The following is a 25,993-nucleotide window of genomic DNA, read 5'->3' as shown; positions in this document are numbered from 1 at the left end:
TTTTTTTGATTATGGTTTTTGATAAACTCTAAAGTGTTTGTGCTTTTCTATAAGTTTCCAATGAGAGGTTACATATACTGTTAGTAATGAACTATCTTCGTAATTATCTCGATGGTTTTCGAAATTTTCAATAAAAACAACTACATTCTTATCACTTAGCATTTTTTTGTAGTCCTCAAGTTTGTTTGCTAGATGATGATTAAAGGCCCAATCAACTCCTATTGGATTTGTAGTGTTTGTTATATAATGACCTAAAGTCATAGATGGTAATATGGTAAAGTTATCATACTTACTAGATAGGTTTTTTAACTCTTTAAATTTATGATACGTTTTTTTATTTGTATAAATGGTTTTTAAACGAGGAAATAGATTCCCTAAAGGATAGTTTAGCTCACTTCTGTGTTGTTCTCTATATGGAATTTGATACCCATAATAGAAAGTACTTAGATAAAGGACTGTAACTATAATAGCGTGCCATTTTTTTATTGTAAAAACTTTTCCAAAACAAATTAATGCTACTACTAAAATTGTTGGTGTAGAAAAATCAATAGGGGTATTATATCCATTACTTATAGAAGCACACCAAGACAACGAAAAAAGTATAATTAAAATAGTATATTTTTTATGGTATATACTTTTTATTAGAGCATATAATAAGCCCAATGCCCATAAAATGTGGATAATACCATATTTAGCTGAATAGTATAGGCTTTGGTGTTTATAGTATAGCCAAACAAATACTAAAACGATAAAAATATTTACCGATAAAAAGGTTAGATGCTTAGATGTATATTTCTTTGTTATCCAAAAGCCTATAATTCCAAAAACGATATAAAAAGCATGAAACTTTATTGCTAAATAATATGATTTTATACCAGTATCTAGTAAGCTAGAGCCAGATGTAAAGCTAAACATCTGTTCAATGAATTGTTGTAAAGCATTTTGCCACCAAAACAATAATAAATAAAAAGAAGAGAATAATAGTCCGCTAATGGTTAGTATTAAAAAAGCTCTTAACTCCTTTCTGTAAACTAAGAATAAACCAACAAGCGGAGGAAAAAAATAAAAAGACTGCTTACATAAAGCTCCTAAAAACAGAAAAAAAGTTCCGAGTATAATTAGCCACCATTTTTTAGAGTTAATAGTAATAAAATATAGCCCTATGATACTAAAAAAAAGCCCATCAATAGTGTTCCAAGGCATTGGCGGATAATTATGAATAGACACTAAAGCACCAATAATTGCAATAAAGTAAATATGTTTTTTTGGCAGTTGTAAAAATTTAAAAGCAATTACACTAGCCAAGTAAGAATAGCTAAAAACTTGTGCAAAATATAAATATCGATTGATTAAGTACGCATAATTCTCTGTAATATAAAGTGGAAGTGAATGGAAAAAAGGAGAAAAAGCAGGCTTTATATATACAAAATCTCTATGCGGAAAATAGCCATTATACATACTCCATGATATTCCAAATATAGAGCCCATATCTCCTTCTTCAATACCATAAGGTCCATACACAAGCATATAAAAAATAAGTATAATAAAAAAAAGGTACTTAAAGAGCTTATTATAAATTTCGCTTGATAACACTAGAATGATTTTTTTGCTAATATAGAATAATAAGTAGGGTTAAATCAAAAAGATTTTTCAGATTGAATCTATTAACCATAGTAACCTAACATGATATTTAATGTTTAAAAGAATAATAAATACAATTATTAATAAGGTAGTAAAAGCTATTAATAGTTTATTTTTTAATTAAATAAAAAAATTAAAACTATTTTTGGTTGATTTAATAAGCTTAGAACAGCTTACAAAAGTAAATATGATAATTATTAACGCAACCCCAATTTATAGTTAAATTAGATTGTTTAAATATTAAAGAAAAAATAAGTCTATCTTTTTAATAAAAAAATACCACCTAAATGATAAGCAAGTTTGGGATATCTTTGTCTCAAAAGCTAAAAATGCTACGTTTTTATTTCATAGAGATTATATGGATTATCATCAAGAACGTTTTGAAGATTTTTCGTTAATGATTTATAAAGAAGACAAGCTTATAGCACTTTTGCCTGCAAATAAAGTTGGTAATACTTTACACTCTCATCAAGGTTTAACCTATGGAGGTTTAATAACCTTAAAAGAAACTAAGTTTGAAGATGTTTTAAATTTGTTTAAAGCAACTCTTAATTACTTAAGTGATGAATTAGTAGAATATGTAAAGTTAAAAGTGCTTCCAAAAGTTTACCTTCATCTACCTAACGATGAAATAGAATATCTATTATTTAAACTCAATGCTAATTTATACCGAAGAGATATATCTACATCAATAGACAATTTTAATAAATTAGAAATAAAGTCTTCTAATAGAAAGCGAAGTTTAAAAAAAGCTCAGGCAAATAATATTGAGGTTAGAGAAGTTAATGAAATGGAATCATTTTGGAATAAAATTTTAATTCCAAATCTTAAAGAAAAACACAATGTGTTACCAACGCATTCATTAAAAGAGATAGTACTTTTAAAGCAAAGTTTTCCAAACCAGATAAGGCAGTTTAATGCTTATTATAATAACAAAATCATTGCTGGAGTTACAATTTTTGAGACAAAAATGGTTGCGCATTCGCAATACATCTCTACGCTTAGTAGTAAAAACAATTTAGGAGGATTAGATGCTATTTTTAATTACTTAATTCAAGAGGTGTTTAAGCATAAACGCTATTTTGATTTTGGGATTTCTAATGAAAACCAAGGACAACAAATAAATAAAGGACTTTTATCTTGGAAAGAAAGTTTTGGTGCAAGAGCTATCGCTCATGATTTTTATACTATTAAAACGGAAAACTATAATCTTTTAAATGATGTTTTAGTATGATTAAGTTTCTTGATTTACATAAAATTAATGCACGTTTTGAAGACGATTTTTCAAAAGGATTTAATACGTTTTTAGACTCTGGCTATTATATTTTAGGAAATCAAGTTAAAGCGTTTGAAACTAATTTTGCCTCATATTGTGGTACAAAGTATTGTATAGGTACAGCTAATGGTTTAGATGCGCTTACACTAATTTTTAAAGCATTTATTCAACAAAAGAAGTTACATGATGGAGATAAAGTTATAGTTCCTGCAAATACTTATATAGCCAGTATTTTATCAATTATTAATGCTGGGTTAAAACCTGTTTTGGTTGAGCCAAATGAAGATACTTATAATATTTCAGCGACTGAAATTGAAAAGCATATCACTTCTAAAGTAAAAGCTATTTTAGTTGTTCATCTCTATGGGCAATTGGCAGATATGAAAGCTATCAGTAAAATAGCAAAAACACATAATCTATTGGTTATAGAAGATGCAGCACAAGCTCATGGAGCAGAAAATGATAATTCTATAAAAGCAGGAAATCTATCAGACGCTGCTGCCTTTAGTTTTTATCCTTCAAAAAACTTAGGCGCTTTAGGAGATGGTGGAGCAGTCACAACTAATGATAGTGAGTTAGCTAAATGTGTTAGTTTATTACACAATTATGGAAGTTTACAAAAATATGTCAACCAATTAATAGGTTATAATAGTAGATTAGATGAACTCCAAGCACTTTTTTTAAATATAAAACTTAAACGGTTAGATGCTGATAATGAAAGAAGACAAGATATAGCAAAACGGTATTGTAATGAAATCGTAAATAGTAAAATAAAACTGCCTTACTATAATCAGTCTAAAAGCCATGTGTTTCACGTATTTGTAATACGGATTGATGATAGAAAAAAATTTATGTCGTATTTAGATGAAAATAAAATAGGCCATCTAATTCATTATCCAATAGCACCACATAAACAAGAGGCACTTAAAGTGTATAGCCATTTATCTTTTCCAGTTACTGAAGCGATACATGAGTCGATAATAAGCATTCCTATAAGTCCAGTAATGACTAATGAAGAAGTAAAAAAAGTAATTAATGTTTTAAATAATTATTAATTGAAAAACCTACTTAAGTATATTAATAATAATGTGTTATTTAAAGTCGCACATTTAAATACTGCAACAATAATCACTAAGATTTTTGCAGGTATTTTAACCTCTAAGGCCATTGCAATATTTATTGGAGTAGAAGGGATGGCGCTTATTGGCAACCTAAGAAATTTTTTAAGCGCAATACAGTCGTTTTCTATTTTAGGCATTTATAATGGTGTTGTTAAAACCATTGCACAATATAAAGATGATGCCGTTAAGCTTAGTAAAACATTATCTACAGCTTATTATATTGGTTTCTTTTTTACAATATTAGTTTCATTTACATGCTATTATAATGCGAGTACAATTAATGATTTTTTATTTTCATCAAACTATAATTATGCTTATGTAATTAAAATAATGGCATTAGCACTTCCATTTTATTCATTAAACCTTTTTAGTTTTTCAATCATGAATGGGTTTTCTAACTATAAAATGTTGCTCATTATTAATATCATTGGTCAAGTACTAGGTCTTTTAGTAACATTACTGTTAATTTACCAAGATAATATAGATGGTGCATTAGTTGCAGCGGTAATTGCGCCTTCGTTAATTTTTTTAATAACTCTAGTTGGTATTGTAAATAGAAAAAACTTAGTTTCCCAAATTAAAATATCTAATATTAGTGCAGAAATTTTAAAAAAATTAGGACCTTTTGCTTTAATGGCATTAGTATCTGCAATAGCAATACCCATAGTTTCAATATGTATTAGAAATTATATAATCGATTCTATAGGAATAAAAGATGCAGGTTATTGGGAAGCGATGAATAGAATTTCTGATTATTACCTAATGTTTATTAGTTCTATAATGACCTTATATATATTACCTAGATTTAATGAAATTGATAATAAAAAAGATTTTAGAAACGAAGTGTTTAGCTTTTATAAGTCGGTTATACCAATTTTTACATTAGGTCTAATAATTATTTATTTGTTGAAACCATTTATTGTAACGCTTGTTTTTTCTGAAGATTTTAAACCCGTTGAAAACCTGTTTTTTTGGCAACTCTTAGGAGATTTTGTTAAAGTATTGTCTGTTGTTATTGCATATCAGTTTTTAGCAAAAAAAATGTTTACTCATTTTATTATTATTGAAATATCTTTGGTGATAATGATGTATTTTTCTAGTGTTTACCTCATAGATGCATTTGGTGTTAAAGGAGCTGTAATGGGGCATTTTGTAAGTTACTTAATGCACTATGGTATTGTGTTACTATTATTTAGCAGCTCTCTTTTTGGCGTTATTTCTGAAGATGATAAAGCATAAATAAGCCTTAATTTGTAATAAATCAAGCAAACTAAAATTTGTGTCCAAATTTAAAAACATACTTAAAAACAATCTTTTGTTAAAAATAATATCACTAAACTCCATTGTGGTTTTTGTGAGATTATTAATTTCTTTAGGTGTTCAAAGGGTATTAGCTGTGACACTTGGTGAAGCTGGTATTGCTAAAATTGGACAGCTTAGAAATTTAATGCAGATTATAGCAAGCACTTCATCTTTGGGAGTATTTAATGGTGTTGTAAAAAATGTTTCAGAAAATCGAGAAGATAAATTACAGCTTCAAAAATTGTTTTCTACTACATTCGTATTTCTACTAATAGGTTCTTTGTTAACTTCTATCACACTTTTTTTTAATGCCTCATGGATTTCTGTTAGGCTATTTGATACACTCAAGTTTATAGGTATAATACAGATATTAGCATTTATGCCAATTGTTATAGGTGTTAATAAAGTTTTTGTAGGCATTATTAATGGTCTGTCAGATTATAAAAAATATGCAAAGATTGATTTAATAAGTTATATTTTATCAATTGTTTTACTTTTAATAGGGCTGTATAATTTTAGCCTAAAAGGCGTTTTGTTATCAATTATTATAACGCCAATAGTTCAAATTATAATTACATTATATGTTTTTGGCGTTAGACTTAAAGAACATTTAAATGTTAGTAAGATTAATTTTAAAGTACCATACATAAAAGAGTTATTGGCTTTTACATTAATGTCTATTGTGTCTACAGTACTTGTAAATTATATTGAGTTGGATATAAGAACAATGATTACAAATAAGATTAGTATTACTGATGCAGGTCATTGGACCGCGATGAATTTTATTTCTAAAAATTACATGGTGTTTTCATCTAGTTTGTTTACACTTTATGTAATTCCTAAGTTTGCTAGAATAAATAGAGGCAAAGCATTTAAAGCAGAAGTTTTTAATATTTATAAAACATTGCTTCCGCTATTTGGCTTAGGAATGATTTTAATTTACGTATTTAGAGAATTAGTAATTGAAATAATTTACCCCAATTTTATTGGAATGGAACCTTTGTTTAAATGGCAACTTTTAGGAGATTTTGTAAGATTAGCAGCTTTGGTAATGTCACATCAATTTTTGGCAAAAAAGATGCTAATTAGCTTCATTATTACAGAGCTAATTTCATTAGGGCTTTTTTATTTTTTATCAAAATACTATGTAGATTTATATGGAGTACAAGGTGTTGTTATGGCACATTTTTATAGATACATTATATATTTTGTTATTGTTGCTTTTGCAATTTGGAATTACTTTAGAATTAAAAAAACATAAATGAATAAATCCTGTATTTATTTATTAACCAAGATGTATACCGTTTTGATGTTGAAGGCGATTTTTTTTTAGAGAAAAAAGCTGTTGTTTAAAAAAGAAAACAATGTTATTTCAAAAATGCCATGGAAAAATGATGGCTATACAATTGTAAATGCTTTTGTTAAACAAGATTTTGAAAAATTAAAGCAGTCAATTACCAACAATGTAATAAAAGCGATTCGACAACATAATGTAGATTTTGATGAGCAAACATTTTCATTAGATAAGTATCATAAAGTTGTTACGTCAGATGATTTGCATAATAAAATAATTGAAATTACTCGTAATCTTGAAAACTCAGATTTTGATTTCGATATAGATAAATTAACAAATCAATTTGGAAATGTTTTAGGTTATAAATTAACGTCCTAGGTTGAAGAATTGAAAAAAACACATATACAAATTAGAATAAGTAGACCAAATTCATTGGATATCAATCCACCACATCGAGATGGTTATTTGAGCTATTGGGAAGATATTATAAATGTTTAGATTCCAATAGAAGGGTGTAATGAAAATTCATCTTTGCCAGTTTTGCCTAAAAGCCACTTAATTTCAGAGCATGAAATTTTAAGAACTAAAAGCAAAGACGGAAAAATAAATGAGAATACTTATTAAGTGCCATGTATTTTAGAAACAAAAAAATGGACTATTAAAATGGTAAGACCTAACCCTAAAAAGGGAGAAGCATCAATATTTACGCCCTTTTTAATTCATGGAGCAGCAGTAAACAAAAATAAAGATATAACTAGAGTGTCTTTGGAGTTAAGATCTCCAAGAGTTAAAAATTAGTTTGCCATTTATTTAAATACTGTTTAGCGCATTTAATATAATAATGCTCTTTTTCAACAAATGCTCTTCCTTGTTTAGAAATCTCTATAAGTTTTTCAGGGTTTAAAATAAGCCACTCTATTTTTTTGGCGATAGCTTTTTCGTCTGGCAATGCATTAATTGCTACTGTATCTTTTTTTAAGTTATAATAATCGAGCCATTCTTGTTCTGCACCTGTAAATACAACCTTGCCTTTTGCCATAGCCTCTAAAGCATTGTAGCCTTGATCATAAGCAAAAACCTGATCTAAAAAAATATGGGCTTCATCAAAAGCTTTAATGTAATTATGATAAGGAAGATTTTCAACTGTAATTATTTTAATCTTTTCATTATAATTTCCTTTAACAATCTCTAAAGCTTTTTCGAAGATATCATTACCCTTTTTATAGTAATTATTTCTGTTTATGCCATGAAATATAACGATTTTATCACTTATTTTTAAAGGTGTAAAGGCAATTTTGTCAGTATTAATTGCATGAGGAATTAAACCTAAATGTTTAAAATTGTCTTTTAGAGGGATGGTGTAATCAAGATCACATGAGATAACACCTTCAATAGTATTATACATATGTTTGTGTAATTCTATGAATTCAGGTTCTAAGTATTTCAATCCTAAAGAAAAACTACTTTTTGGTAAGCGTTTTTCGAAATAAGGTGTTAGTATTGAATATCTAAGTTTTTTATCGAAAGCATATTTAACACTTGGGTAATCTGTACCACATGACAGTAAAAAAACTTTTTTATTCCATTGAGTTAGAAGGTTAATTATTTCTTTTTCTGTTTTGGCTTGACATAAAAAAGAGCTTTCGTTAATAAATTGTATTACATCATATCCAGAAAGTTTGTTTTTATGTTTAATGATTTGACGTTTAGTAAAATAAGAATGTAAATCATACCTAAAAAGCTTAAAAAATAGAACACGAATTTTTTTTAGGATACCTTTTTCTAAATATGGTTTTATTAATATATCAACATCTACTTTTTTAAATCCATCATTTAGACCAACTACAATAGCTTCGTGGTTTAATTTAATAAGACCTTCTTTTAAAAATTTATGAGCCCTATTATATTCTCCTATTAATAAAATCTTCATTAATATTACATATTTTTGTTATCAAAGATAACTTTTAATGCCAAAATCAAATAAGAAAAAAGTATGTATTGTGGTTTCTTCATTGGCTAATGGAGGCGCAGAGCGTTCATCAGCACTGTTATCAATAATGTTAGATAGCCTAGATTATAAAGTACATGTTGTTACTATTTTGCCAGAAATTGATTATAAATATGCTGGTGAACTATTAAATTTAGGAGAAATTGAAAAGGGTAAATCATTTATATCTAAAGTCAAAAAATTTATAATTTTTAAGAATTATCTTAAAACAAATAATTTTGACTTTGTTATAGATAATAGATCTAGGTCTTCATTTTTTAGGGAGATAGGAGTTTCTAGATTACTGTTTAATCCTAAAAAAACCATTTATTGTGTTAGGAGTTATAACTTGGGTACTTATTTTGTTAAACCTAAATTTATATCAAGGTACCTTTATAAAGATGCTTATAAAATTGTGGCTGTGTCGAAACAAATTGAAGAAAAAATTATTGCAGAATATGGGTTTAATAATGTTACAACAATCTATAATCCGGTAGAGCCTATAGAAATAAATAATAAGGTCACAAGTAAGCCATACATATTGTTTTTTGGGAGATTAGTAGATAATGTTAAAAATATTAGTTTATTAATTCAATCTTATTATGAGTCTCAATTGCCACAAAAAGGGATAGATTTAATACTTTTAGGTAATGGATTAGATATTAATTTGTTAAAGCATAAAGTTGCAGGATTAAACTTAAAAGATAATGTTCGTTTTGTGCCTTTTATGCCTAACCCATACAGATATGTAAAGGCTGCACAATTTACTGTATTAACAAGCCATTACGAAGGGTTTCCACGCTCTCTTATAGAATCTTTAGCTTTGGGTGTGCCTGTAATATCTGTAGATTGTATGTCTGGACCTAATGAAATTATTATAAATGAGAAAAATGGGCTTTTAGTAGAAAATTATAATTCTAATGCATTAGCCGAAGCTATGAATCGTTTTATAAATGATACTAGTTTGTATGAAACATGTAAATTTAATGCTAAAAAAAGTGCAGAGCCTTTTTCTATGGTATCTATAGCTAAAGTTTGGAAAAAGTTATTAAATTAAGCTAGTAATTAAAAAACACATTAAATTTGGTCGATATAATAAATATTCCGAATGTTCATGAAAAAAGAGGAAAATTAGCGGTAATTGAAAAAAACCTTATTCCTTTTGCAATTAAACGTATTTACTATTTGTATGATGTGCCTAGTGATGCTTATAGAGGTGGTCACGCACATATTAAGCAACAATCATTTATTATTCCTTTAAGCGGAAGCTTTGAAGTTACTATTGATGATGGTATCAATAAAAAAACTATTATGCTTAATAAACCAAATAAAGGGCTTTTTATACCGTCAGGTATTTGGAGAGAAATAGATGATTTTTCATCTGGATCTGTATGCCTTGTTTTAGCTTCTACTGAGTTTGATGAGAAAGATTATATTAGAGATTATAATAGGTTTAAATTATTTGTAAGTACTTAGTTGTATCCCTAATTTAGAAAGGTTTTCTTTAATTTTTATAAACATTAAAAGTGTATTTTTATTTTGCTTTAACAAAAAGCGTTGCTTTTTGTTAAGATTGCTTAATTCTATTTTAGAAGTTAAAGCCTTAAAGCTTTTTTTATCATTCCATAATTTAGACTGAATAGCTAAAGCGTATCGATTGAGGTCTAAAAATTTTTTTAAATCAGAATTGTTTTTTTCAAACACTTCATAAGGTGATAAATCAATTTTTTGTTTCATTGAGTGAGTAGATTTAAACAACCCATCAGAAACAAAATTGTATACTGAACATATTTTTGTACTAAATACAATGGGGTATTTTAAACCTATTCTAATCCAAAGGTCTGTATCTTGACCACTCATGATTTTTTGATTAAACATTCCAACGTTTTTAAAAACATCTTTATGGATTACTATCGATGATGAGTGGATAATAGAACTTATTGTGCTAGACTTAAAATAATTTGTTACCCCATCACTTTCTAGCCCAAAATTAACCGAGTATGTACAAGGGTAATGTCTTCCATATTTATAAATTTTTTGAGCTGTCGAAAATACATGTTGTTTAGGATATTTATTAATGAGACTGTTTTGTTTAGCTAAATAAAAAGGAAACCAATAATCGTCTGCATCTAATAGTGCAACAAAATTTGAAGTAGCTTTTTTTATACCATAATTTCTTGCATGTGCTGCACCTTTGTTTTTTGTAGTAAAAAGTTTAATACGTTGATCAGAAAATGATTTAACAATTTTTACACTATTATCAGTAGAACCATCATTAATAATAATAACTTCATAATCTTTAAAAGTTTGAGCCAAGACACTCATTAAAGTACTTGCTATATGCTTTTCTTTATTATAAAGAGGTATGACTACAGATATTTGTTGCGGCATTATTTTTTTGATTGAAGCAAAAATAATAGTTTTCTTCTATTAACCCTTTAGATTTATGATTCAAATGCGTTAGATTTGTAAAAATGAGTTTAAAAGAAATTCAAATTGTCACTTTTGATAACCCATATCCGCCTAATTTTGGTGGTGTTATTGATGTTTTTTATAAGATTGAAGCCCTTGCTCTTGAAGGTGTAAAAATTTATTTACATTATTATTATAAAGACAGAAAAGATATTGGGCCTCTAAAAGAACTCTGTGAAGAGGTACATGCCTATAAAAGAAATACATCTTTGTTTAATTTTTTTCATTGGCTCCCGTTTCGTGTAAAATCTAGGGATAATAAACATCTTTGTTTAAACTTAAAAAAAATAAATAAACCAGTTTTATTTGAGGGTTTACATAGTACTTCTGTACTTGTTAATAATACATTTAAATTTCCAGTATATGTTAGAACTCATAATGTAGAACATCAATACATTTTTGGGTTAGCTAAAAGTGAAAACAATTGGGTAAAAAAAATCAGTTATTATTTTGAAGCTTTAAAATTAAGACGATATCAGTCCATTTTAAAAGAAGCAGAAAAGATAATTACATTGTCAAAATATGATTATAGTTTTTTTTCTAAACGATTTGATTCACATGTGAGTTTTATTCCCGTTTTTCATGGTAATAATGAAATTAATGAGAATAATAGTTTAATTAATGATGATGCAGAGAAATATGCATTGTATCATGGTGATTTAACGTCACCTTCAAACGTGCAATCTGTTATGTTTTTAATCGATATTTTTAAAAATTTAAATCATAAATTAATAATAGCGAGTTCAACAAAACCTAAAAAAATCGAAAAATTAATCTCTAATAATTCTAATTGTATTTTTAAAGAATTACAATCAAATAAAAAACTTGATGAGTTGATAGAGAATGCACATGTAAATGTATTGTATTCAAATCAGAAGTCTGGTACTAAGCTGAAGGTTTTTAATGCTTTATATAAAGGAAAGCATGTAGTGGTAAATAATAATATCGTTGATGATAAATCTATTTTAGATTTATGTTTTGTAGTAAATACAAGAGAAGAGTATATAAATATAGTAAATGATGTTTTTAATTTAGATTATGAAATAAGTACAAATAGATTAGAAACATTAGATTTATATTCATCAAAAAAAAATGCAAAACAGTTTATAACATTATTTAATTAATTTCATTTTGACTAAAGAAGAAATAATAGATCATATTTATAATTCTATAAAAAATAGAATTAGAACCATTCAAGACATGTATGAAAATTCTCTGTCAACAATTGGTTATTTTTATATAGACGATTTACTACCAGATGACATTGCCAAAAAATGTTTTGAGGTTTTTCCTGATAAAACAGAAATGAGGTCTTTAAAAAGTATTCGTGAGTATAAATATGTTTCTGCTCAAATGGATGCGCATCATAAATTATTAGAAGATGTTATTTATGCTTTTCAAGATAAAAAAATTGTAAAGCTTATTGGTGAGATATGTAATGTAGAGTCGCTTTATGCAGATGAGTCGCTTTATGCAGGAGGCATTTCATTAATGGCAAAAGATAATTTTTTGCATCCTCATTTAGATAATTCTCATGATGCAGAAAGAGAACGATGGCGAGTGTTTAATTTATTATATTATGTTACTCCAGATTGGGAAACAAAAAATGGCGGGCATTTAGAGTTATGGCCTAATGGGCCCAAAAAAGAACCACTTGTTTTAGAAAGTAAGTTTAACAGGCTGGCAGTTATGGCTACTCATGATGCCTCGTGGCATTCAGTAAATAAGGTTACTGTAGATAAGAGTAGATGCTGCATTTCTAATTATTATTTTAGTGATATGCCTTTAAAAGAAACAGACAAGTTTCATGTCACAAAATTTAGAGGAAGACCAAATGACACGCTAACTAATTTAGTGCTAGATATTGATGCAAGCCTGAGAATGCTTTTACGAAAAATCTTTAAAAAAGGAATTCGTAAAAACCCACATATTTATAAGAAGTCAACTAAGTGATTCAAACAATTTTTAGAATTTAATTTTTACGCTGCACGACTTCAAATACCTTGTTTTCATCACACTTTAATGTTTTACTTGGGTACTTTAATAGTAATGCATAATCGTGAGTTGCCATTAAAATGGTATTTCCATTTTTATTAATGTCTAGTAAAACTTCCATGACCTCAATACTAGTTTGTGGATCTAGATTTCCAGTTGGTTCATCTGCTAAAATAAGTTCAGGGTCATTTAATAAAGCCCTCGCAATGGCAATACGTTGTTGCTCACCACCAGAGAGTTCATGAGGGAATTTAAAGCCTTTTGTTTTCATGGCTACTTTATCTAAAACAGTCTCTATGCGTTCTTTTATGTCTTTTTTATCTTTCCAACCTGTAGCTTTTAATACAAATTCTAAATTGCTATTTATAGTTCTGTCTGGCAATAGTTTGAAATCTTGAAAAACAATACCAAGTTTCCGTCTTAAAAAAGGAATATCTTTTTCTTTAAGTGTCCTTAAATCGTAATCTACAATATGACCTTCACCTTCAGTTAATTGTAAATCACCATAAAGTGTTTTCATAAAACTACTTTTACCACTTCCTGTTTTTCCGATAAGGTAAACAAAGTCGCCTTTATGCATTTCAAAATTTACATCAGATAAAACCATGCTATCACCTTGAAAAATTGACGCGTCTTTTAATTGTAAAACAGTTTCTGGCATTTTTATACGTAGTTTTTATTGTGTTGTAAAAATAAAGTTTAAAAGTTTAAAAGTTTAAAAGTTTAAAAGGTTATTTTATATTTTTTTAACCAACAACCAACAACCAACAACCAACAACCAACAACCAACAACCAACAACCAACAACCAACAACCAACAACCAACAACCAACAACCAACAACCAACAACCAACAACCAACAACCAACAACCAACAATCAACAGCCATTTTTTACATTTAATAACTCAGTTTATAATTATAGCACGATTCTTGCGTTATAGTTTTATATACTCATTACATGTAGGTTTTGGGGAATTTAGGCATAATTATTTTTTTCTTTATTAAGGCAAAATTTTCAAGCATAGCCATAGTTACGGTTTAAAATTTTAACGCAGAGAAAGAGAAAAAGAATACGAATAAAAACCAAAAACCTGCATGTAATGAGTATAATGATTTATCTTTGAATTTCAACAAAAAACGGACTTAATGGCTAACAGAAAAATAATAATTTTAGTAAGTTTCCTATTACTTAGCTTTTACACACAAGCACAAAAATCTGCAACCTACACAAATGCATTAGTTGACTACCAAAAAGCACTAACACTGTATAATAATAAGCAATATCAAGCAGCACAATCTTTATTCGACACTATTAAAGATGAAGCTGATGATGAGACATTGGAGTCTGATTGTGCTTACTATATTGCTAATTGTGCTGTACGTTTAAACCAGCAAAATGCAGATGACCTTATTCAAGATTTTGTAGAAACATATCCTACAAGTACAAAACGAAATACAGCATTTTTAGATGTTGCCGATTATTACTTTGAAAACTCAAAATATGCCTATGCAAGAAAATGGTATGATAAAGTAGATGAAGAGAGTATTGCTCGTTCTGAGCGAGACCGTTTTAATTTTAATTATGGGTATGCACTTTATTCTACAGGAAATGAAACAGGCGCTCAAAAATATTTAAACCGTGTAGTGAATTCTAAAGAATATGGTTCTCAAGCTAAATACTATATTGGTTTTATGGCTTATGAAGGTGATGATTACGATAAAGCTAATGCGTATTTTGACCAAGTAAGTGACGAAGAGAAATACAAAGAAAAGCTATCATATTATCAAGCAGATTTAAATTTTAAGCTTGGTAATTTTGAAAAAGCAATCACATTAGCAAAAGAACAATTACCAAAAAGCAATGCTGCTGAAGTTTCAGAATTGTCAAAAATTATTGGTGAAAGTTATTTTAATTTAGAACAATATGCTGAAGCAATTCCGTTTTTAACCAAATATAAAGGCAAACGTGGTCGTTGGAATAATACAGATTATTATCAATTAGGATATGCGTATTACAAGCAAAATGATTTTGAAAGCGCCATTTCTGAGTTTAATAAAATAATTGATGGTAATAATAGCGTTGCTCAAAATGCCTATTATCATCTTGGGGAAAGCTATATTAATCTTGATAAAAAACAAGAAGCTTTAAATGCGTTTAGAAATGCATCTCAAATGGATTATGATTTAAAGATTCAAGAAGATGCATGGTTAAATTATGCAAAAATTAGTTATGAAATTGGTAATCCATACCAATCTGTTCCGCAAGTATTAGCTGGTTATTTAGATAAATATCCAGACACGAGTTATAGAGAAGAGTTAGAAACGTTGTTGATAGATTCATATATCACATCAAAAAATTATAAAGAAGCTTTAAAGTTATTAGAAGGTAAGCGTAGTTTTGAAAATAGAGTCGCCTACCAAAAAGTAGCTTTTTATCGCGGAATTGAAGTATATAACGAAGCAGATTATAATAATGCCAAACAACTTTTTGATGCTTCTATAAATGAAGCTAAAGACTCAAAATTTACATCTAGAGCAACATTTTGGAAAGCCGAAACAGATTACCATCTAACCAATTATAATGACGCTTTAATTGGGTTAAAGCAGTTTGAACAACAATCAGAATCAAACGCAACTAAAGAAATCGAAAACATAGATTATAATTTGGCTTATGCTTATTTTAAATTGAAAAATTATGCTAAGTCAACTGAGTATTTTCAGAAATTCATTTCAAAATCTAAAGATGATAAACTAAGGCTAAATGATGCTTACCTAAGATTAGGTGATGGCCATTTTGTAACCAGTAATTATAACAAAGCAATTAATGCATACAATGAAGCTATAGCAATTAATGAAATAGAATCTGATTATGCAACATTTCAAAAAGCAATGAGTTATGGTTATATAGGTCAAGGCGCAACAAAAATGCAAGAGCTAAATGCGTTTATAGATGCGTTTTCTAAATCATCATTACGTGATGATGCTATGTATGAATTGGCAAATTCGTACGTAAAATCTAACCAGAATGATAAGGCGATGCAGATGTATGATCGCTTAATTTCAGAATATCGTAATAGTGTATTTGTTTCAAAATCATTATTAAGACAAGGTTTAGCGTATTATAATACTAATGATAATGAACGCGCTTTAACAAAGTTGAAAAAAGTTGCTAGTAGCTACCCAAATACAGAAGAAGCTATTCAAGCAGTTGCAACAGCACGTTTAATTTATATTGATTTAGGTCGTGTAGACGAATATGCTGCTTGGGTAAAAACACTAGACTATGTAGATGTTACAGATGCTGAGTTAGATAACACTACCTATTTAGCTGCCGAGAAACAATATCTAGATAACAATACAGATAAAGCAATTAGACAATTTAATGGCTATTTAAATGAGTTTCCTAACGGAATTCACGCCTTAAAATCTCACTTTTATCTTGCCGAATTGTATTCTAAAAAAGATTTACCAGAAAATGCTGAGCCTCATTATGAGTATGTGGTTTCTAAACCTAAAGGCGAGTTTACTGAGCAAGCAATGGTTAAGTTAACAGAAACGTATTTAAATAACTCAAAATGGAATGACGCTATTCCTGTTTTATTACGTTTAGAATCAGAAGCAGACTATCCGCAAAATATTACTTATGCGCAATCTAATTTGATGAATGCCTATTATCAATTACAAAATTATAATGATGCAGTTGCTTATGCCGAAAAAGTTTTAGCAAATTCTAAAATTGATAATAAAGTAAAGAGTGATGCTCAAATTATTATTGCTAGATCTGCAATAAAAACTGGTGATGAAACAAAAGCAAAAGCAGCTTATGCTCAAGTAGAAAAGATAGCTACAGGCATAGTTGCTGCAGAAGCCTTGTATTACAATGCATATTTTAAAAATAAAGATGGCAACTATGCTGCTTCAAATACTACAGTTCAAAAATTAGCTAGAGACTATTCTAGTTATAAATACTACAGTGCAAAAGGTTTGGTTGTTATGGCTAAAAATTATGATGCTTTAGATGATGCATTTCAAGCTACGTATATTCTAGAAAGTGTTATTAAAAACTTCCCTGAGTTTAATGATGTGGTTTTAGAAGCACAACAAGAACTAAATAAAATTAAAACCGAAGAAGCTAAAACAAATGCTTCTGTAGAAGCCGAACAAAATTAAAGTTACTACTGAAATTTTTATGATTCAATCAAAAAACATAAACATGCTTAAACATATTAAATATATAATAGTCGTACTTACAATAAGCGTTACACAATCATTCGCTCAAGAAGAACGTAAGCAAACAAACGATACTATAGATACGCAAGTAATTAATGTTGTAAAGCCATATACACCAACAATTTCTGATGCATTTAAAATTAAGGAAACACCTCGTTTAGATGACGAAACAACAGAAACTAAAAAGGAGGTGAAGTATAATATTTTTTCTATTCCTGTGGCTTCAACATTTACTCCAGCTAAAGGTAAAGCTGCAACAGTTACTAAAGCTAAACCCATAAAATTATACGATAATTATGCGTCGCTTGGTTTTGGTACTTACACAACTATTTTGGGTGAAGTGTATTTAAATCATGCATTAAATAGAACCGAACGTGTTGGTGGTTATTTTAGTCATCATTCTTCACAAGGCGGCATTGAAAACTTACTGTTAGATGACGATTTTTCTAAAACAAACCTAAATGTACATTATACCAAAAAACTAAGTGATTTATCTTGGACTGTTGGTGGAGGTTTTGAATTGCAAACCTATAATTGGTACGGATTGCCACAACCTTTATTTGATGCTACAACAGCTAATATGTTAGATGTAAAACATTCATTTTATAGTGCGAATTTTGGAGGAAAATTAAATTTTGAAGATGCTATCATTAATAAATTGAGTATGCAATTTAGACGTTTTGGTGATGATCAAGATTCTGGTGAAAATAGATTTGTAGCTAAAGCAGAATTTGATGTTCCTATTCAAGGGGAAAATGTTAATACAGAATTAACTATAGATTATATTGGAGGTTCGTTTGATCAAACGTTTTATTCAACACCAGAACTTAAATACGGAAATATAAATGTTGGTATTGCACCGAGTTATCAATTAATACAAGATGACTTAACTGTAAATTTAGGTGTTAATCTTGTGTATTTAAATGACACAGAAGTCGGAAAGAATAAAATATTCATTTATCCAAATATTACAGCTAGTTACCGTTTAGTAGATGAAATATTAATCGCTTATGGAGGTATTGAAGGCGGCTTGATTCAAAACTCGTATTATGATTTTGCTAATGTAAATCCGTTTGTATCACCAACATTATTTATTACGCCTACAGATCAGCAATATAATGCTTCAATTGGTTTAAAAGGAAAATTATCTAATAGCATGAGTTATAATGTTAGTGGACATTACTATGCAGATAGAAGCAAAGCGTTATTTAAAGCCAATAGTGTTTTAGGTGGCGCAACAGAAAGTTACCATTATGGTAATTCTTTTGGTCTTGTTTATGACGATGTAAGCACCTTTTCTGTTGCTGGTGAATTAAATGTAGATGTAAATCGTAATTTTAAGTTAGGTTTAAAAGCAGAGTATTTTAATTATAGTATGGATAATGAAGCAGAACCTTGGAACTTACCAGACATTAAAGGCTCTCTCTTTTTAGATTACCAAATAGATGACCATTGGTTTGCAGGTGCAGGTTTATTTTATGTTGGAGAACGCAAAGATGTATTTTATGAAGAAGGAACGTTGGTGTTTTCTACACCAATTACTATAACACTTGATAGTTATTTTGATGCTAATGCGCACGTTGGTTATAAAATAAACGACCGTTTATCTGCGTATTTAAAAGCAAATAACATAGCAAATCAAGATTATCAACGTTGGTTAAATTATCCAGTACAAGGCATTCAGTTTTTAGCTGGAGCAACCTATCAGTTCGATTTTTGACACATCGTATCACACTGAGATTGTCGAAGTGTTATTTTAATGAATCTCATTAATAAAGAACAGAAAAAGCGTTCATCTCGAACGCTTTTTCTATTTTTACTGATATTACAATTTAAAATGATGAAACATTCATATACTAAATTTTCGATACATAGGGAAATGATTAAATGAATGTTACATATGACCTATAAAAAATAATAATTATATACAGATGAAACAACTAACCATTCTTCTGCTTTTAATAATCACCTTTTCGTGTCAACAAGAGAAGGAACACGTAGATTCAATAGTCATTAATGCAAATGTGTATACCGTAAATGACGCTTTTAATAAAGCTGAAGCTTTTGCTATTAAAGACGGAAAGTTTGTAGAAGTCGGAACTTCTATAGCTATAAAAAAGAGGTTTTTATCAGATACAATTATAGACGCTAATGGACAAACCATTGTTCCTGGGTTTATCGATGCACATTGTCATTTTTTAGGATTAGGTCTTGATCAATTATCTGTTGATTTAATTGGATCTGAAAGTTTTCCTGAAGTCGTTAAACGTGTAATTAGATTTCAAAATAAGAAAAATCAAGACTTTATTTTAGGAAACGGCTGGGACCAAAATGATTGGGATATTAAAGAATTTCCTGATAACAAATTACTTAATAAACTTTTTCCAGAAACTCCAATTGTATTATTTCGTATTGATGGACATGCCATTTTATGCAATCAAGCGGCTTTAGATTTAGGTAATGTAACTATTAACAGTAAAGTTGAAGGTGGAGAAGTTGTTATTAAAGATGGTCAACTTACAGGCATTTTAGTTGATAATGCAGAGTTTTTAGTTTTAGACTATTGGCCTAAACCATCTAGAAAACAAAAAGCTGAAGCTTTGTTACAAGCACAGAAAATGTGTTTTGATTTAGGATTAACCACTGTTGATGATGCTGGATTAGATAGAGATGAGATAGAAATTATAGATAGCTTACAAAAAACAGGCGATTTAAACATGCGTGTTTATGCAATGGTTTCTGCATCAAAAGAGCATTTAGATTATTATTTAAATAAAGGCATTATTAAAACAGATAGGCTTAATGTGCGTTCGTTTAAGTTTTACGCAGATGGTGCTTTAGGTTCACGAGGCGCTATGTTGCGTCAACCTTATAGTGATAAACATAATCATTTGGGATTATTACTTACAGATTTGAAAACTTTTGATGAAGCTGCTAAAAGAATAGCAAATTCAGAATATCAAATGAATACACATGCTATTGGTGATTCTGCAAATCACTCTGTGCTTCAAACGTATAATAAGGTTTTAAATAACAAACCAAACAGACGTTGGCGTGTTGAGCATGCTCAAGTTGTATCTCCTGAAGATTTTAAATTGTATAAAAATGTGATGCCTTCAATTCAGCCAACACATGCCACAAGTGATATGTATTGGGCAGAAGATCGTTTAGGAAGCGAGCGTGTTAAAGGTGCTTATGCGTATAAGCAATTATTAAAAGCTTATGGAAAAGTAGCTCTAGGAACCGATTTTCCTGTAGAGCATGTAAGTCCGTTTTACACATTTTATGCAGCGGTAGCTAGACAAGATTTAAAGCAATATCCTAAAGATGGTTACCAAATGGAAAACGCATTATCGAGAGAAGAAACCTTAAAAGGAATGACCATTTGGGCTGCTTATTCTAATTTTGAAGAAAAAGAAAAAGGAAGTATTGAAGCTGGTAAATTTGCCGATTTTATTGTTTTAGACAAAGATATTATGACGGTTAATCAAAACGAGATTCCTAATATTAAAGTAGAGCAAACATTTGTTAATGGCGAGAAACAGTGAAATTCCTGCGAAGGCAGGAATCTCTTCAAAAAAGACTTGATTACCACATTGTTGTGGATTCCGCATCAAGTGCGGAATGACAAATTTGGGTTAACTCAACCTCGCCAAATAATCAAAATGTTCACCATCCATAATTTTCTCACAGTGTAATCCAACAGTTTCACAAGCTAATTGTAAGCGTTCTAAATCAAGATACAACCATTTCATTGGTGTTTCGTCTTCGCCTTTATAACTTAAAAAATAATCGAGTTCTCCATAATAATTAGCATTAGTATCTATCCAAAGTCCGCCATCATCATCTTCATACATGTATTTGATATCAGACGAGTCTATTAATATTTGACCGTTAGTATTTAAAAGCGACTTTAAATGTTTTAAATAGATAGATACTTGAGATAATTCTTGAAAAATCCCTGTGCCATTCATCAATAATAAAATGGTGTCAAAAGTTTCAGTTTCATCTAAAATATTTTTCAACGCTACATGCTTTACACCTCTAAGTTTTGAAACTTCAACAGCACCTTCAGAAATATCAATAGCTTTTACTTTTGAACCTTTGCTTTGTAAGTGTAAACTATGGCTGCCAGAACCACAACCAACATCAAGCACGTTTCCTGTTGCTAATTGCAACGCTTTTTGTTCAAGCTTTGGCATTTTGGAGTACGACCTAAATAAATAGGGAAGCGGCAATTCATCTTCACCAGAAATGTTTGTAGATGTGATGAGGTCTTCAGTATAATTTCCGTTATGGTAATCGCGCAAAGCTTTTCCGAATAAATCTTTCAAAAGTTTAGTTTTGTGTCATGTTGAGCAAAGCCGAAACATCTCTAGTTTTTTTAGATTCTTCACTATGTTCAGAATGACAAATTACATTATTTTTGCTATATGCAAGACATCATCAATAATCTTCCAAAGCTCGCCAAAGATAATCATAAGGAAAATAAAACCTTCTTTAATAAACTTAAAAAGAAACCGCCAAAGCAATTAGACTATCTCATGCAAGAACTTCATGATGATGAGTTTGAAAAAACAGATTGTTTACAATGTGCAAATTGCTGTAAAACTACTGGACCATTATTTACTGATAAAGATGTTGAGCGCATTGCAAAACATTTTAAAATGAAACAGCATCTCTTTATTGAGCAGTATTTAAGAATAGATGAAGATAATGATTACGTTCTGCAATCTGTGCCATGTACTTTTTTAGGAGCAGATAATTACTGTTCTATTTATGATGTAAGACCAAAAGCGTGTAGAGAGTTTCCGCATACTAACCGTAAAAAATTTCAGCAGATTTCTAATCTTACTATGAAAAACATTGAAATTTGCCCAGCAGCTTACAATATTGTTGAAGCCATGAAAAAGAGAATTAAGCTTTAATGATTAATAGTAAAATAAAATAAAGTTGAAAACGTCTTTCTGAACTTGTTTCAGAATCTCATAAAAGTTAGAAACCAATCTTGTAAAGTGAGAACCTGAAATAAATTCAGGTTGACGTATTGGTAGTATAGCAATAGCAAGCAAACAAAAATAATTTCAACTTTTTAGTATATTTAAATTATAAAAGAATAGTTAATGGAAAGTATTATAAATTACTTTGAAAGTATTCCGTCGTTGCACAGAAGTTTAATATTAGTTGGTGGACTTACCTTTTTTTGGTTATTAGAAGGATCGCTACCGTTATATAGATTTAACTATAAAAAATGGAAACATGCTATACCAAATATCTTTTTTACATTAACAACAATTATTATCAATTTTGGATTAGCATTTTTACTTCTTGGTACTTCAGATTGGGTGCAACATAATGACTTCGGAATTATTAACTGGTTGCCAGAAATGCCATTATGGATCTATGTTAGCATTAGTGTTTTATTGTTAGATTTTTTTGGCGCTTATCTTGCACATTTTGTTGAGCATAAAGTGAAACCATTGTGGATGATACATTTGGTACATCACACAGACCATAAAGTAGATACAACAACAGCTAATAGGCATCATCCTTTAGAAAGTCTAATCAGGTTTGCATTTACACTATTTGGAGTTTTTGTAGTTGGTACACCAATAGCTATCGTTATGTTGTATCAATCTATGTCATTAATAGCAACACAGTTTAGTCATGCTAATATTAAATTGCCAAAAAAAGTTGATGATATGCTAAGTTATGTGTTGGTCTCACCAGATATGCATAAAGTACATCATCATTATGTATTGCCTTATACAGATTCTAATTACGGAAACATATTTTCTATTTGGGACAGGCTTTTTGGAACGTTTATGAAATTAGACAGAGATGCTATAGTCTATGGCGTTGATGTGTTTCCAGATGAAATAAAAAACGGAAGTATTATTGAGCTTTTAAAACAACCATTTCAAGAATACCAAAAACCTACAATTTTGCCAACTAATGAAGAGCAATAAATAAGTTTGCTTTCACAATGTTGAATTATGATTTCTAATATTGACATTCAAGGACATAGAGGTTGTAGAGGATTGCTCCCAGAAAACGCATTGCCAGCTTTTAAAAAAGCTATAGAGCTTGGCGTCCATACTTTAGAGATGGATGTCGTTATTTCTAAAGATGATAAAGTTATAGTATCACACGAACCCTTTATGAGTCGAAGAATATGCTTAAAACCTTCTGGAGAAGAAATTCCTGAGAGTGAAGATATGAAGCATAATTTATATGAAATGACTCATGAAGAAATTAAACAATTTGATTGTGGTTTAAAATTTCATCCAGATTATCCAGAACAAAAAAAGATAAACTGCTATAAACCATCATTAGATGAAGTTTTTAAAGCTTCTAATGTTCAGAATCCTTCAATAAAATATAATATTGAGGTTAAATGCAAGCCAAAGTATGACGAATTTTTTACACCAAACCCTAAGGTTTTTGTTAGCTTAATATTAGATGTTATAGAAAAGTATCCTGTTTTTGAAAGAACAAATTTACAATCGTTTGATTTGCGTATTCTTGAAGAAATTAAAAGACAAGCACCTAAAATGAAAGTGGCTTTGTTGGTAGATGAAGGAGAAAATATTACTAAAAAACTTTCGCAGTTAAGTTACAGTCCAGAAATAATTAGCCCATATTTTAAACTTTTAGATGCAGAAACTGTTTTTAAGTTTCAGAATGACGGTTTTCAAATTATTCCTTGGACAGTTAATCAAGAATCTGATATAAGGCGTATAATAGATTTTAAAGTAGATGGCATTATTACAGATTATCCAGATAAGCTAATTAAGATGCTTAAAAACTAAGTTTTCAACAGACTTATTAACAAAAAAAGTCTTTCCTCTGATTTTTATGACACTTCACAGAATTTATTTTTTAGAACGTAAGAAACCATTTAGGTTTGCCATTCGGGATTAAAAAAATAGTGTAGAGTTCTATTAAGTTGACACTTTAAACGTGTATTAATGAGAATATATTTAAGATTATTTTTTGCAGTCCTTTTTTTTATGCTTTATAATAAAGTTTCTGCCCAAGAAGACTACGCTTTATTAGAGCCTAACGTAAATGTTAGAGCAAACGGTATTACTCACTATTTAAATAAAACTAAAGATACCTTATTGCTTAAAAGTGATAAGATGATAAATAAAGTGTATGCTGTTAATATGAAGTATGAGCGTGAAGTTGATACAAAAATTAATGCTAATTCTTACAAAGTTCCATTAACAGAATTAAGTAAAGGGAAACATGTTTTTGTTGTTGTACAATCGCCTTTAAGAATAGTTTTTGTAGTTCGTGTTTTGCAGAACAATACACGCGTTTTAGATACGGATGTAAAGTTAACAGCACTTCAAAATGAAGAGTAATGTTATTTATATAGTAAATATTTATTTCTTACCACTCGAAATTTTTCTAAGTCTTTTTTCCAACTATCTTTAATTTCATTTTCAGAAAGCCCTTGTTCAATTTGTTGTTGTAGTTTTTTAGTACCAGCATGTTTGGTGAAATTATTAGTATTAAAAAACAAGGATTTGTCTAGTGCATTTTTATAGGCTTTTATAACCCATTTTAAAGTCATTTCATTAGTTACAGAAGTATCACTCAAATCCTCACCATAGCACAGTTTATCCTTATGTTTAGGATGCTTTGCTCCAAAGTTTGATTGTGGTGTATAGGTAAAAGTCATGGTCTCAGGGTTAAGAAATGGAGCACCATATCTTTGAAATTGAAACTCTGTACCTCTTCCTGCATTAATAGTAGTGCCTTCAAACAATCCAAGACTAGGATAGAGTTTTATAGATTGGTCGTTTGGTAGATTAGGCGAAGGCCTTATAGACAAACTGTAAGGTGTTTTATGTGTGTAATTTTCACACGTAATGATTGTTATATTACATTGCACTCCATTTAAAAGCCATTGCTCACCATTAATCATTTTAGCATATTCGCCAATGGTCATACCATGAACTAATGGAATTGGATGCATTCCTAAAAAACTTTGGTGTTCTTTCTCAAGAGTTGGACCATCAACATAATTTCCATTTGGATTTGGTCTATCTAAAATAATTAAAGGAATATTATTTTCGGCACAAGCTTCCATTACATAATGTAAAGTAGAGATATAAGTATAAAAACGAGCACCAACATCTTGTATATCAAAAACAACTATATCTAAATCTGAAAGTTGATCGTTAGTTGGCTTTTTGTTTTTTCCATGAAGCGAAACAATAGGTAACCCAGTTTTTAAATCTATACCATCTTTTATGAGCTCACCAGCATCAGCTTTTCCTCTAAAGCCATGCTCTGGAGCAAATACTTTTACAACATCAACATTTAAACTAATTAATGAATCTATTAAATGCGTGTTTCTATGTTGTGTTTCATATAATATTAACGCATTAGTTTCAGGGTCAACTTCATAAATTGAATCCATTTTATTTTCAAAAATAACACTGGTTTGATTGGCAACAATACCAACACGCTTTCCGTTTAAAAGTGGTAAATATAGTTCTGTTTGATTTGCACCAACAACAATAGCCTTTGTCACACTGAGCGCAGTCGAAGTGTCTTCTACTATGTTTACTCCATCTTCTGACTTAAACTTATTCCCACAAGAAATCAATACTAAAACAAATAATAAAACAGTATTTTTGAAAACGTTTAATCGCATATATA

General features: G+C 29.4%; 24 protein-coding genes. 17 read left to right on the top strand and 7 right to left on the bottom strand.

From position 1 onward, the window contains the following. Positions 1 to 9 precede the first annotated feature (9 nt). On the bottom strand, positions 10 to 1,527 hold the full coding sequence (locus tag BXY80_RS00920; protein WP_120199341.1) for a hypothetical protein: 1,518 nt from the start codon (positions 1,525 to 1,527) through the stop codon (positions 10 to 12). Positions 1,528 to 1,999: 472 nt separating this feature from the next. On the opposite strand from BXY80_RS00920, the gene BXY80_RS00915 reads away from it, so the two are divergent. From BXY80_RS00915 to BXY80_RS14060, 6 genes are all read left to right on the top strand, one after another. Next, positions 2,000 to 2,875 (top strand): GNAT family N-acetyltransferase, encoded by an 876-nt coding sequence (locus BXY80_RS00915; protein WP_245977134.1) that lies wholly within the window; start codon positions 2,000 to 2,002, stop codon positions 2,873 to 2,875. Next, on the top strand, positions 2,872 to 3,972 hold the full coding sequence (locus BXY80_RS00910) for a DegT/DnrJ/EryC1/StrS family aminotransferase (protein WP_120199339.1): 1,101 nt from the start codon (positions 2,872 to 2,874) through the stop codon (positions 3,970 to 3,972). Before BXY80_RS00915 ends, BXY80_RS00910 begins: the two co-directional genes overlap by 4 nt. After that, positions 3,973 to 5,277 (top strand): O-antigen translocase, encoded by a 1,305-nt coding sequence (locus BXY80_RS00905; RefSeq protein ID WP_120199338.1) that lies wholly within the window; start codon positions 3,973 to 3,975, stop codon positions 5,275 to 5,277. Positions 5,278 to 5,317: 40 nt separating this feature from the next. After that, positions 5,318 to 6,601: an O-antigen translocase gene (locus BXY80_RS00900; protein WP_262603052.1), complete on the top strand. Its 1,284-nt coding sequence runs from the start codon at positions 5,318 to 5,320 to the stop codon at positions 6,599 to 6,601. 84 nt (positions 6,602 to 6,685) lie between these two features. Continuing rightward, positions 6,686 to 7,012 carry a hypothetical protein gene (locus BXY80_RS00895; RefSeq protein WP_120199337.1) on the top strand — a complete coding sequence of 109 codons (327 nt, stop codon included), beginning with the start codon at positions 6,686 to 6,688 and terminating at the stop codon, positions 7,010 to 7,012. A 285-nt stretch (positions 7,013 to 7,297) separates the two neighbouring features. Then, positions 7,298 to 7,432, top strand: a complete 135-nt coding sequence (locus BXY80_RS14060; protein ID WP_262603050.1) for a hypothetical protein — start codon at positions 7,298 to 7,300, stop codon at positions 7,430 to 7,432. On the opposite strand, the gene BXY80_RS00890 is transcribed toward BXY80_RS14060, so the two are convergent. Next, positions 7,422 to 8,564 carry a glycosyltransferase gene (locus BXY80_RS00890; protein WP_120199336.1) on the bottom strand — a complete coding sequence of 381 codons (1,143 nt, stop codon included), beginning with the start codon at positions 8,562 to 8,564 and terminating at the stop codon, positions 7,422 to 7,424. The genes BXY80_RS14060 and BXY80_RS00890 overlap by 11 nt on opposite strands. A 37-nt stretch (positions 8,565 to 8,601) precedes the next feature. Between BXY80_RS00890 and BXY80_RS00885 the strand changes: the two genes are divergently transcribed. Further along, positions 8,602 to 9,678 carry a glycosyltransferase gene (locus BXY80_RS00885; RefSeq protein ID WP_120199335.1) on the top strand — a complete coding sequence of 359 codons (1,077 nt, stop codon included), beginning with the start codon at positions 8,602 to 8,604 and terminating at the stop codon, positions 9,676 to 9,678. 26 nt (positions 9,679 to 9,704) lie between these two features. Beyond that, positions 9,705 to 10,097, top strand: coding sequence for a sugar 3,4-ketoisomerase (locus tag BXY80_RS00880; RefSeq protein ID WP_120199334.1), 393 nt, complete (start codon positions 9,705 to 9,707; stop codon positions 10,095 to 10,097). Here the strand turns inward: BXY80_RS00880 and BXY80_RS00875 are convergent. After that, on the bottom strand, positions 10,080 to 11,012 hold the full coding sequence (locus tag BXY80_RS00875; RefSeq protein ID WP_120199333.1) for a glycosyltransferase family 2 protein: 933 nt from the start codon (positions 11,010 to 11,012) through the stop codon (positions 10,080 to 10,082). The two genes, BXY80_RS00880 and BXY80_RS00875, sit on opposite strands and share 18 nt — an antisense overlap. Before the next feature lie 83 nt (positions 11,013 to 11,095). On the opposite strand from BXY80_RS00875, the gene BXY80_RS00870 reads away from it, so the two are divergent. Together BXY80_RS00870 and BXY80_RS00865 are read left to right on the top strand one after the other, a co-directional pair. Further along, the gene (locus tag BXY80_RS00870) at positions 11,096 to 12,217 is read left to right on the top strand and encodes a glycosyltransferase family protein (RefSeq protein ID WP_120199332.1); all 1,122 of its coding nucleotides are present in this window, start codon (positions 11,096 to 11,098) and stop codon (positions 12,215 to 12,217) included. 7 nt (positions 12,218 to 12,224) lie between these two features. Continuing rightward, entirely contained in the window at positions 12,225 to 13,046 is an 822-nt protein-coding gene (locus BXY80_RS00865) for a 2OG-Fe(II) oxygenase (protein ID WP_245977129.1), read from the top strand. Positions 13,047 to 13,065: 19 nt separating this feature from the next. Here BXY80_RS00865 and BXY80_RS00860 read toward each other — a convergent pair whose 3' ends face one another. Then, complete coding sequence (locus BXY80_RS00860) at positions 13,066 to 13,749, bottom strand: cell division ATP-binding protein FtsE (RefSeq protein WP_120199331.1); 684 nt, start codon at positions 13,747 to 13,749, stop codon at positions 13,066 to 13,068. Positions 13,750 to 13,834: 85 nt separating this feature from the next. Then, on the bottom strand, positions 13,835 to 13,975 hold the full coding sequence (locus BXY80_RS13855) for a hypothetical protein (RefSeq protein ID WP_162843251.1): 141 nt from the start codon (positions 13,973 to 13,975) through the stop codon (positions 13,835 to 13,837). A gap of 258 nt (positions 13,976 to 14,233) precedes the next feature. Between BXY80_RS13855 and BXY80_RS00855 the strand changes: the two genes are divergently transcribed. The 3 genes from BXY80_RS00855 to BXY80_RS00845 all read left to right on the top strand — a co-directional run bounded on the left by BXY80_RS00855 (position 14,234) and on the right by BXY80_RS00845 (position 20,865). Continuing rightward, on the top strand, positions 14,234 to 17,257 hold the full coding sequence (locus BXY80_RS00855; protein WP_120199330.1) for a tetratricopeptide repeat protein: 3,024 nt from the start codon (positions 14,234 to 14,236) through the stop codon (positions 17,255 to 17,257). 43 nt (positions 17,258 to 17,300) lie between these two features. Beyond that, on the top strand, positions 17,301 to 19,037 hold the full coding sequence (locus BXY80_RS00850; protein ID WP_120200313.1) for a TonB-dependent receptor: 1,737 nt from the start codon (positions 17,301 to 17,303) through the stop codon (positions 19,035 to 19,037). 211 nt (positions 19,038 to 19,248) lie between these two features. Next, complete coding sequence (locus BXY80_RS00845) at positions 19,249 to 20,865, top strand: amidohydrolase (RefSeq protein WP_120199329.1); 1,617 nt, start codon at positions 19,249 to 19,251, stop codon at positions 20,863 to 20,865. Between the two features lie 90 nt (positions 20,866 to 20,955). Here the strand turns inward: BXY80_RS00845 and BXY80_RS00840 are convergent, their stop codons facing one another. Next, on the bottom strand, positions 20,956 to 21,651 hold the full coding sequence (locus BXY80_RS00840; RefSeq protein ID WP_120199328.1) for a class I SAM-dependent methyltransferase: 696 nt from the start codon (positions 21,649 to 21,651) through the stop codon (positions 20,956 to 20,958). A 99-nt stretch (positions 21,652 to 21,750) separates the two neighbouring features. On the opposite strand from BXY80_RS00840, the gene BXY80_RS00835 reads away from it, so the two are divergent. The 4 genes from BXY80_RS00835 (at position 21,751) to BXY80_RS00820 (ending at position 24,687) form a co-directional block, all read left to right on the top strand. Further along, positions 21,751 to 22,245, top strand: a complete 495-nt coding sequence (locus BXY80_RS00835; protein WP_120199327.1) for a YkgJ family cysteine cluster protein — start codon at positions 21,751 to 21,753, stop codon at positions 22,243 to 22,245. Positions 22,246 to 22,440: 195 nt separating this feature from the next. Continuing rightward, on the top strand, positions 22,441 to 23,286 hold the full coding sequence (locus BXY80_RS00830) for a sterol desaturase family protein (protein WP_120199326.1): 846 nt from the start codon (positions 22,441 to 22,443) through the stop codon (positions 23,284 to 23,286). 27 nt (positions 23,287 to 23,313) lie between these two features. Beyond that, positions 23,314 to 24,129 (top strand): glycerophosphodiester phosphodiesterase family protein, encoded by an 816-nt coding sequence (locus BXY80_RS00825; RefSeq protein WP_120199325.1) that lies wholly within the window; start codon positions 23,314 to 23,316, stop codon positions 24,127 to 24,129. Between the two features lie 159 nt (positions 24,130 to 24,288). Next, positions 24,289 to 24,687 (top strand): hypothetical protein, encoded by a 399-nt coding sequence (locus tag BXY80_RS00820; RefSeq protein WP_147376088.1) that lies wholly within the window; start codon positions 24,289 to 24,291, stop codon positions 24,685 to 24,687. Positions 24,688 to 24,689: 2 nt separating this feature from the next. On the opposite strand, the gene BXY80_RS00815 is transcribed toward BXY80_RS00820, so the two are convergent. Then, positions 24,690 to 25,988, bottom strand: coding sequence for an exo-beta-N-acetylmuramidase NamZ family protein (locus tag BXY80_RS00815; RefSeq protein WP_120199323.1), 1,299 nt, complete (start codon positions 25,986 to 25,988; stop codon positions 24,690 to 24,692). Positions 25,989 to 25,993: the final 5 nt, after the last annotated feature.

Origin of the sequence: Ichthyenterobacterium magnum (assembly GCF_003610635.1) — a bacterium.
In the GTDB taxonomy this organism is placed as follows: domain Bacteria; phylum Bacteroidota; class Bacteroidia; order Flavobacteriales; family Flavobacteriaceae; genus Ichthyenterobacterium; species Ichthyenterobacterium magnum.
The sequence above is the reverse complement of the archived record's forward strand: the minus strand, read 5'-3'. Positions and strand labels throughout refer to the sequence as shown.

Bases quoted from the DNA above. Each gene is read 5' to 3' on its own strand.
- BXY80_RS00910 (WP_120199339.1), top strand. From the start codon at position 2,872: ATGATTAAGTTTCTTGATTTACATAAAATTAATGCACGTTTTGAAGAC.
- BXY80_RS00920 (WP_120199341.1), bottom strand. From the start codon at position 1,527: ATGCTTGTGTATGGACCTTATGGTATTGAAGAAGGAGATATGGGCTCT.
- BXY80_RS00890 (WP_120199336.1), bottom strand. From the start codon at position 8,564: ATGAAGATTTTATTAATAGGAGAATATAATAGGGCTCATAAATTTTTA.
- BXY80_RS00845 (WP_120199329.1), top strand. From the start codon at position 19,249: ATGAAACAACTAACCATTCTTCTGCTTTTAATAATCACCTTTTCGTGT.
- BXY80_RS00830 (WP_120199326.1), top strand. From the start codon at position 22,441: ATGGAAAGTATTATAAATTACTTTGAAAGTATTCCGTCGTTGCACAGA.
- BXY80_RS00870 (WP_120199332.1), top strand. From the start codon at position 11,096: ATGAGTTTAAAAGAAATTCAAATTGTCACTTTTGATAACCCATATCCG.
- BXY80_RS00835 (WP_120199327.1), top strand. From the start codon at position 21,751: ATGCAAGACATCATCAATAATCTTCCAAAGCTCGCCAAAGATAATCAT.
- BXY80_RS00885 (WP_120199335.1), top strand. From the start codon at position 8,602: ATGCCAAAATCAAATAAGAAAAAAGTATGTATTGTGGTTTCTTCATTG.
- BXY80_RS00815 (WP_120199323.1), bottom strand. From the start codon at position 25,988: ATGCGATTAAACGTTTTCAAAAATACTGTTTTATTATTTGTTTTAGTA.
- BXY80_RS00820 (WP_147376088.1), top strand. From the start codon at position 24,289: ATGAGAATATATTTAAGATTATTTTTTGCAGTCCTTTTTTTTATGCTT.
- BXY80_RS14060 (WP_262603050.1), top strand. From the start codon at position 7,298: ATGGTAAGACCTAACCCTAAAAAGGGAGAAGCATCAATATTTACGCCC.
- BXY80_RS00860 (WP_120199331.1), bottom strand. From the start codon at position 13,749: ATGCCAGAAACTGTTTTACAATTAAAAGACGCGTCAATTTTTCAAGGT.
- BXY80_RS13855 (WP_162843251.1), bottom strand. From the start codon at position 13,975: ATGGCTGTTGATTGTTGGTTGTTGGTTGTTGGTTGTTGGTTGTTGGTT.
- BXY80_RS00875 (WP_120199333.1), bottom strand. From the start codon at position 11,012: ATGCCGCAACAAATATCTGTAGTCATACCTCTTTATAATAAAGAAAAG.
- BXY80_RS00850 (WP_120200313.1), top strand. From the start codon at position 17,301: ATGCTTAAACATATTAAATATATAATAGTCGTACTTACAATAAGCGTT.
- BXY80_RS00825 (WP_120199325.1), top strand. From the start codon at position 23,314: ATGATTTCTAATATTGACATTCAAGGACATAGAGGTTGTAGAGGATTG.
- BXY80_RS00915 (WP_245977134.1), top strand. From the start codon at position 2,000: ATGGATTATCATCAAGAACGTTTTGAAGATTTTTCGTTAATGATTTAT.
- BXY80_RS00855 (WP_120199330.1), top strand. From the start codon at position 14,234: ATGGCTAACAGAAAAATAATAATTTTAGTAAGTTTCCTATTACTTAGC.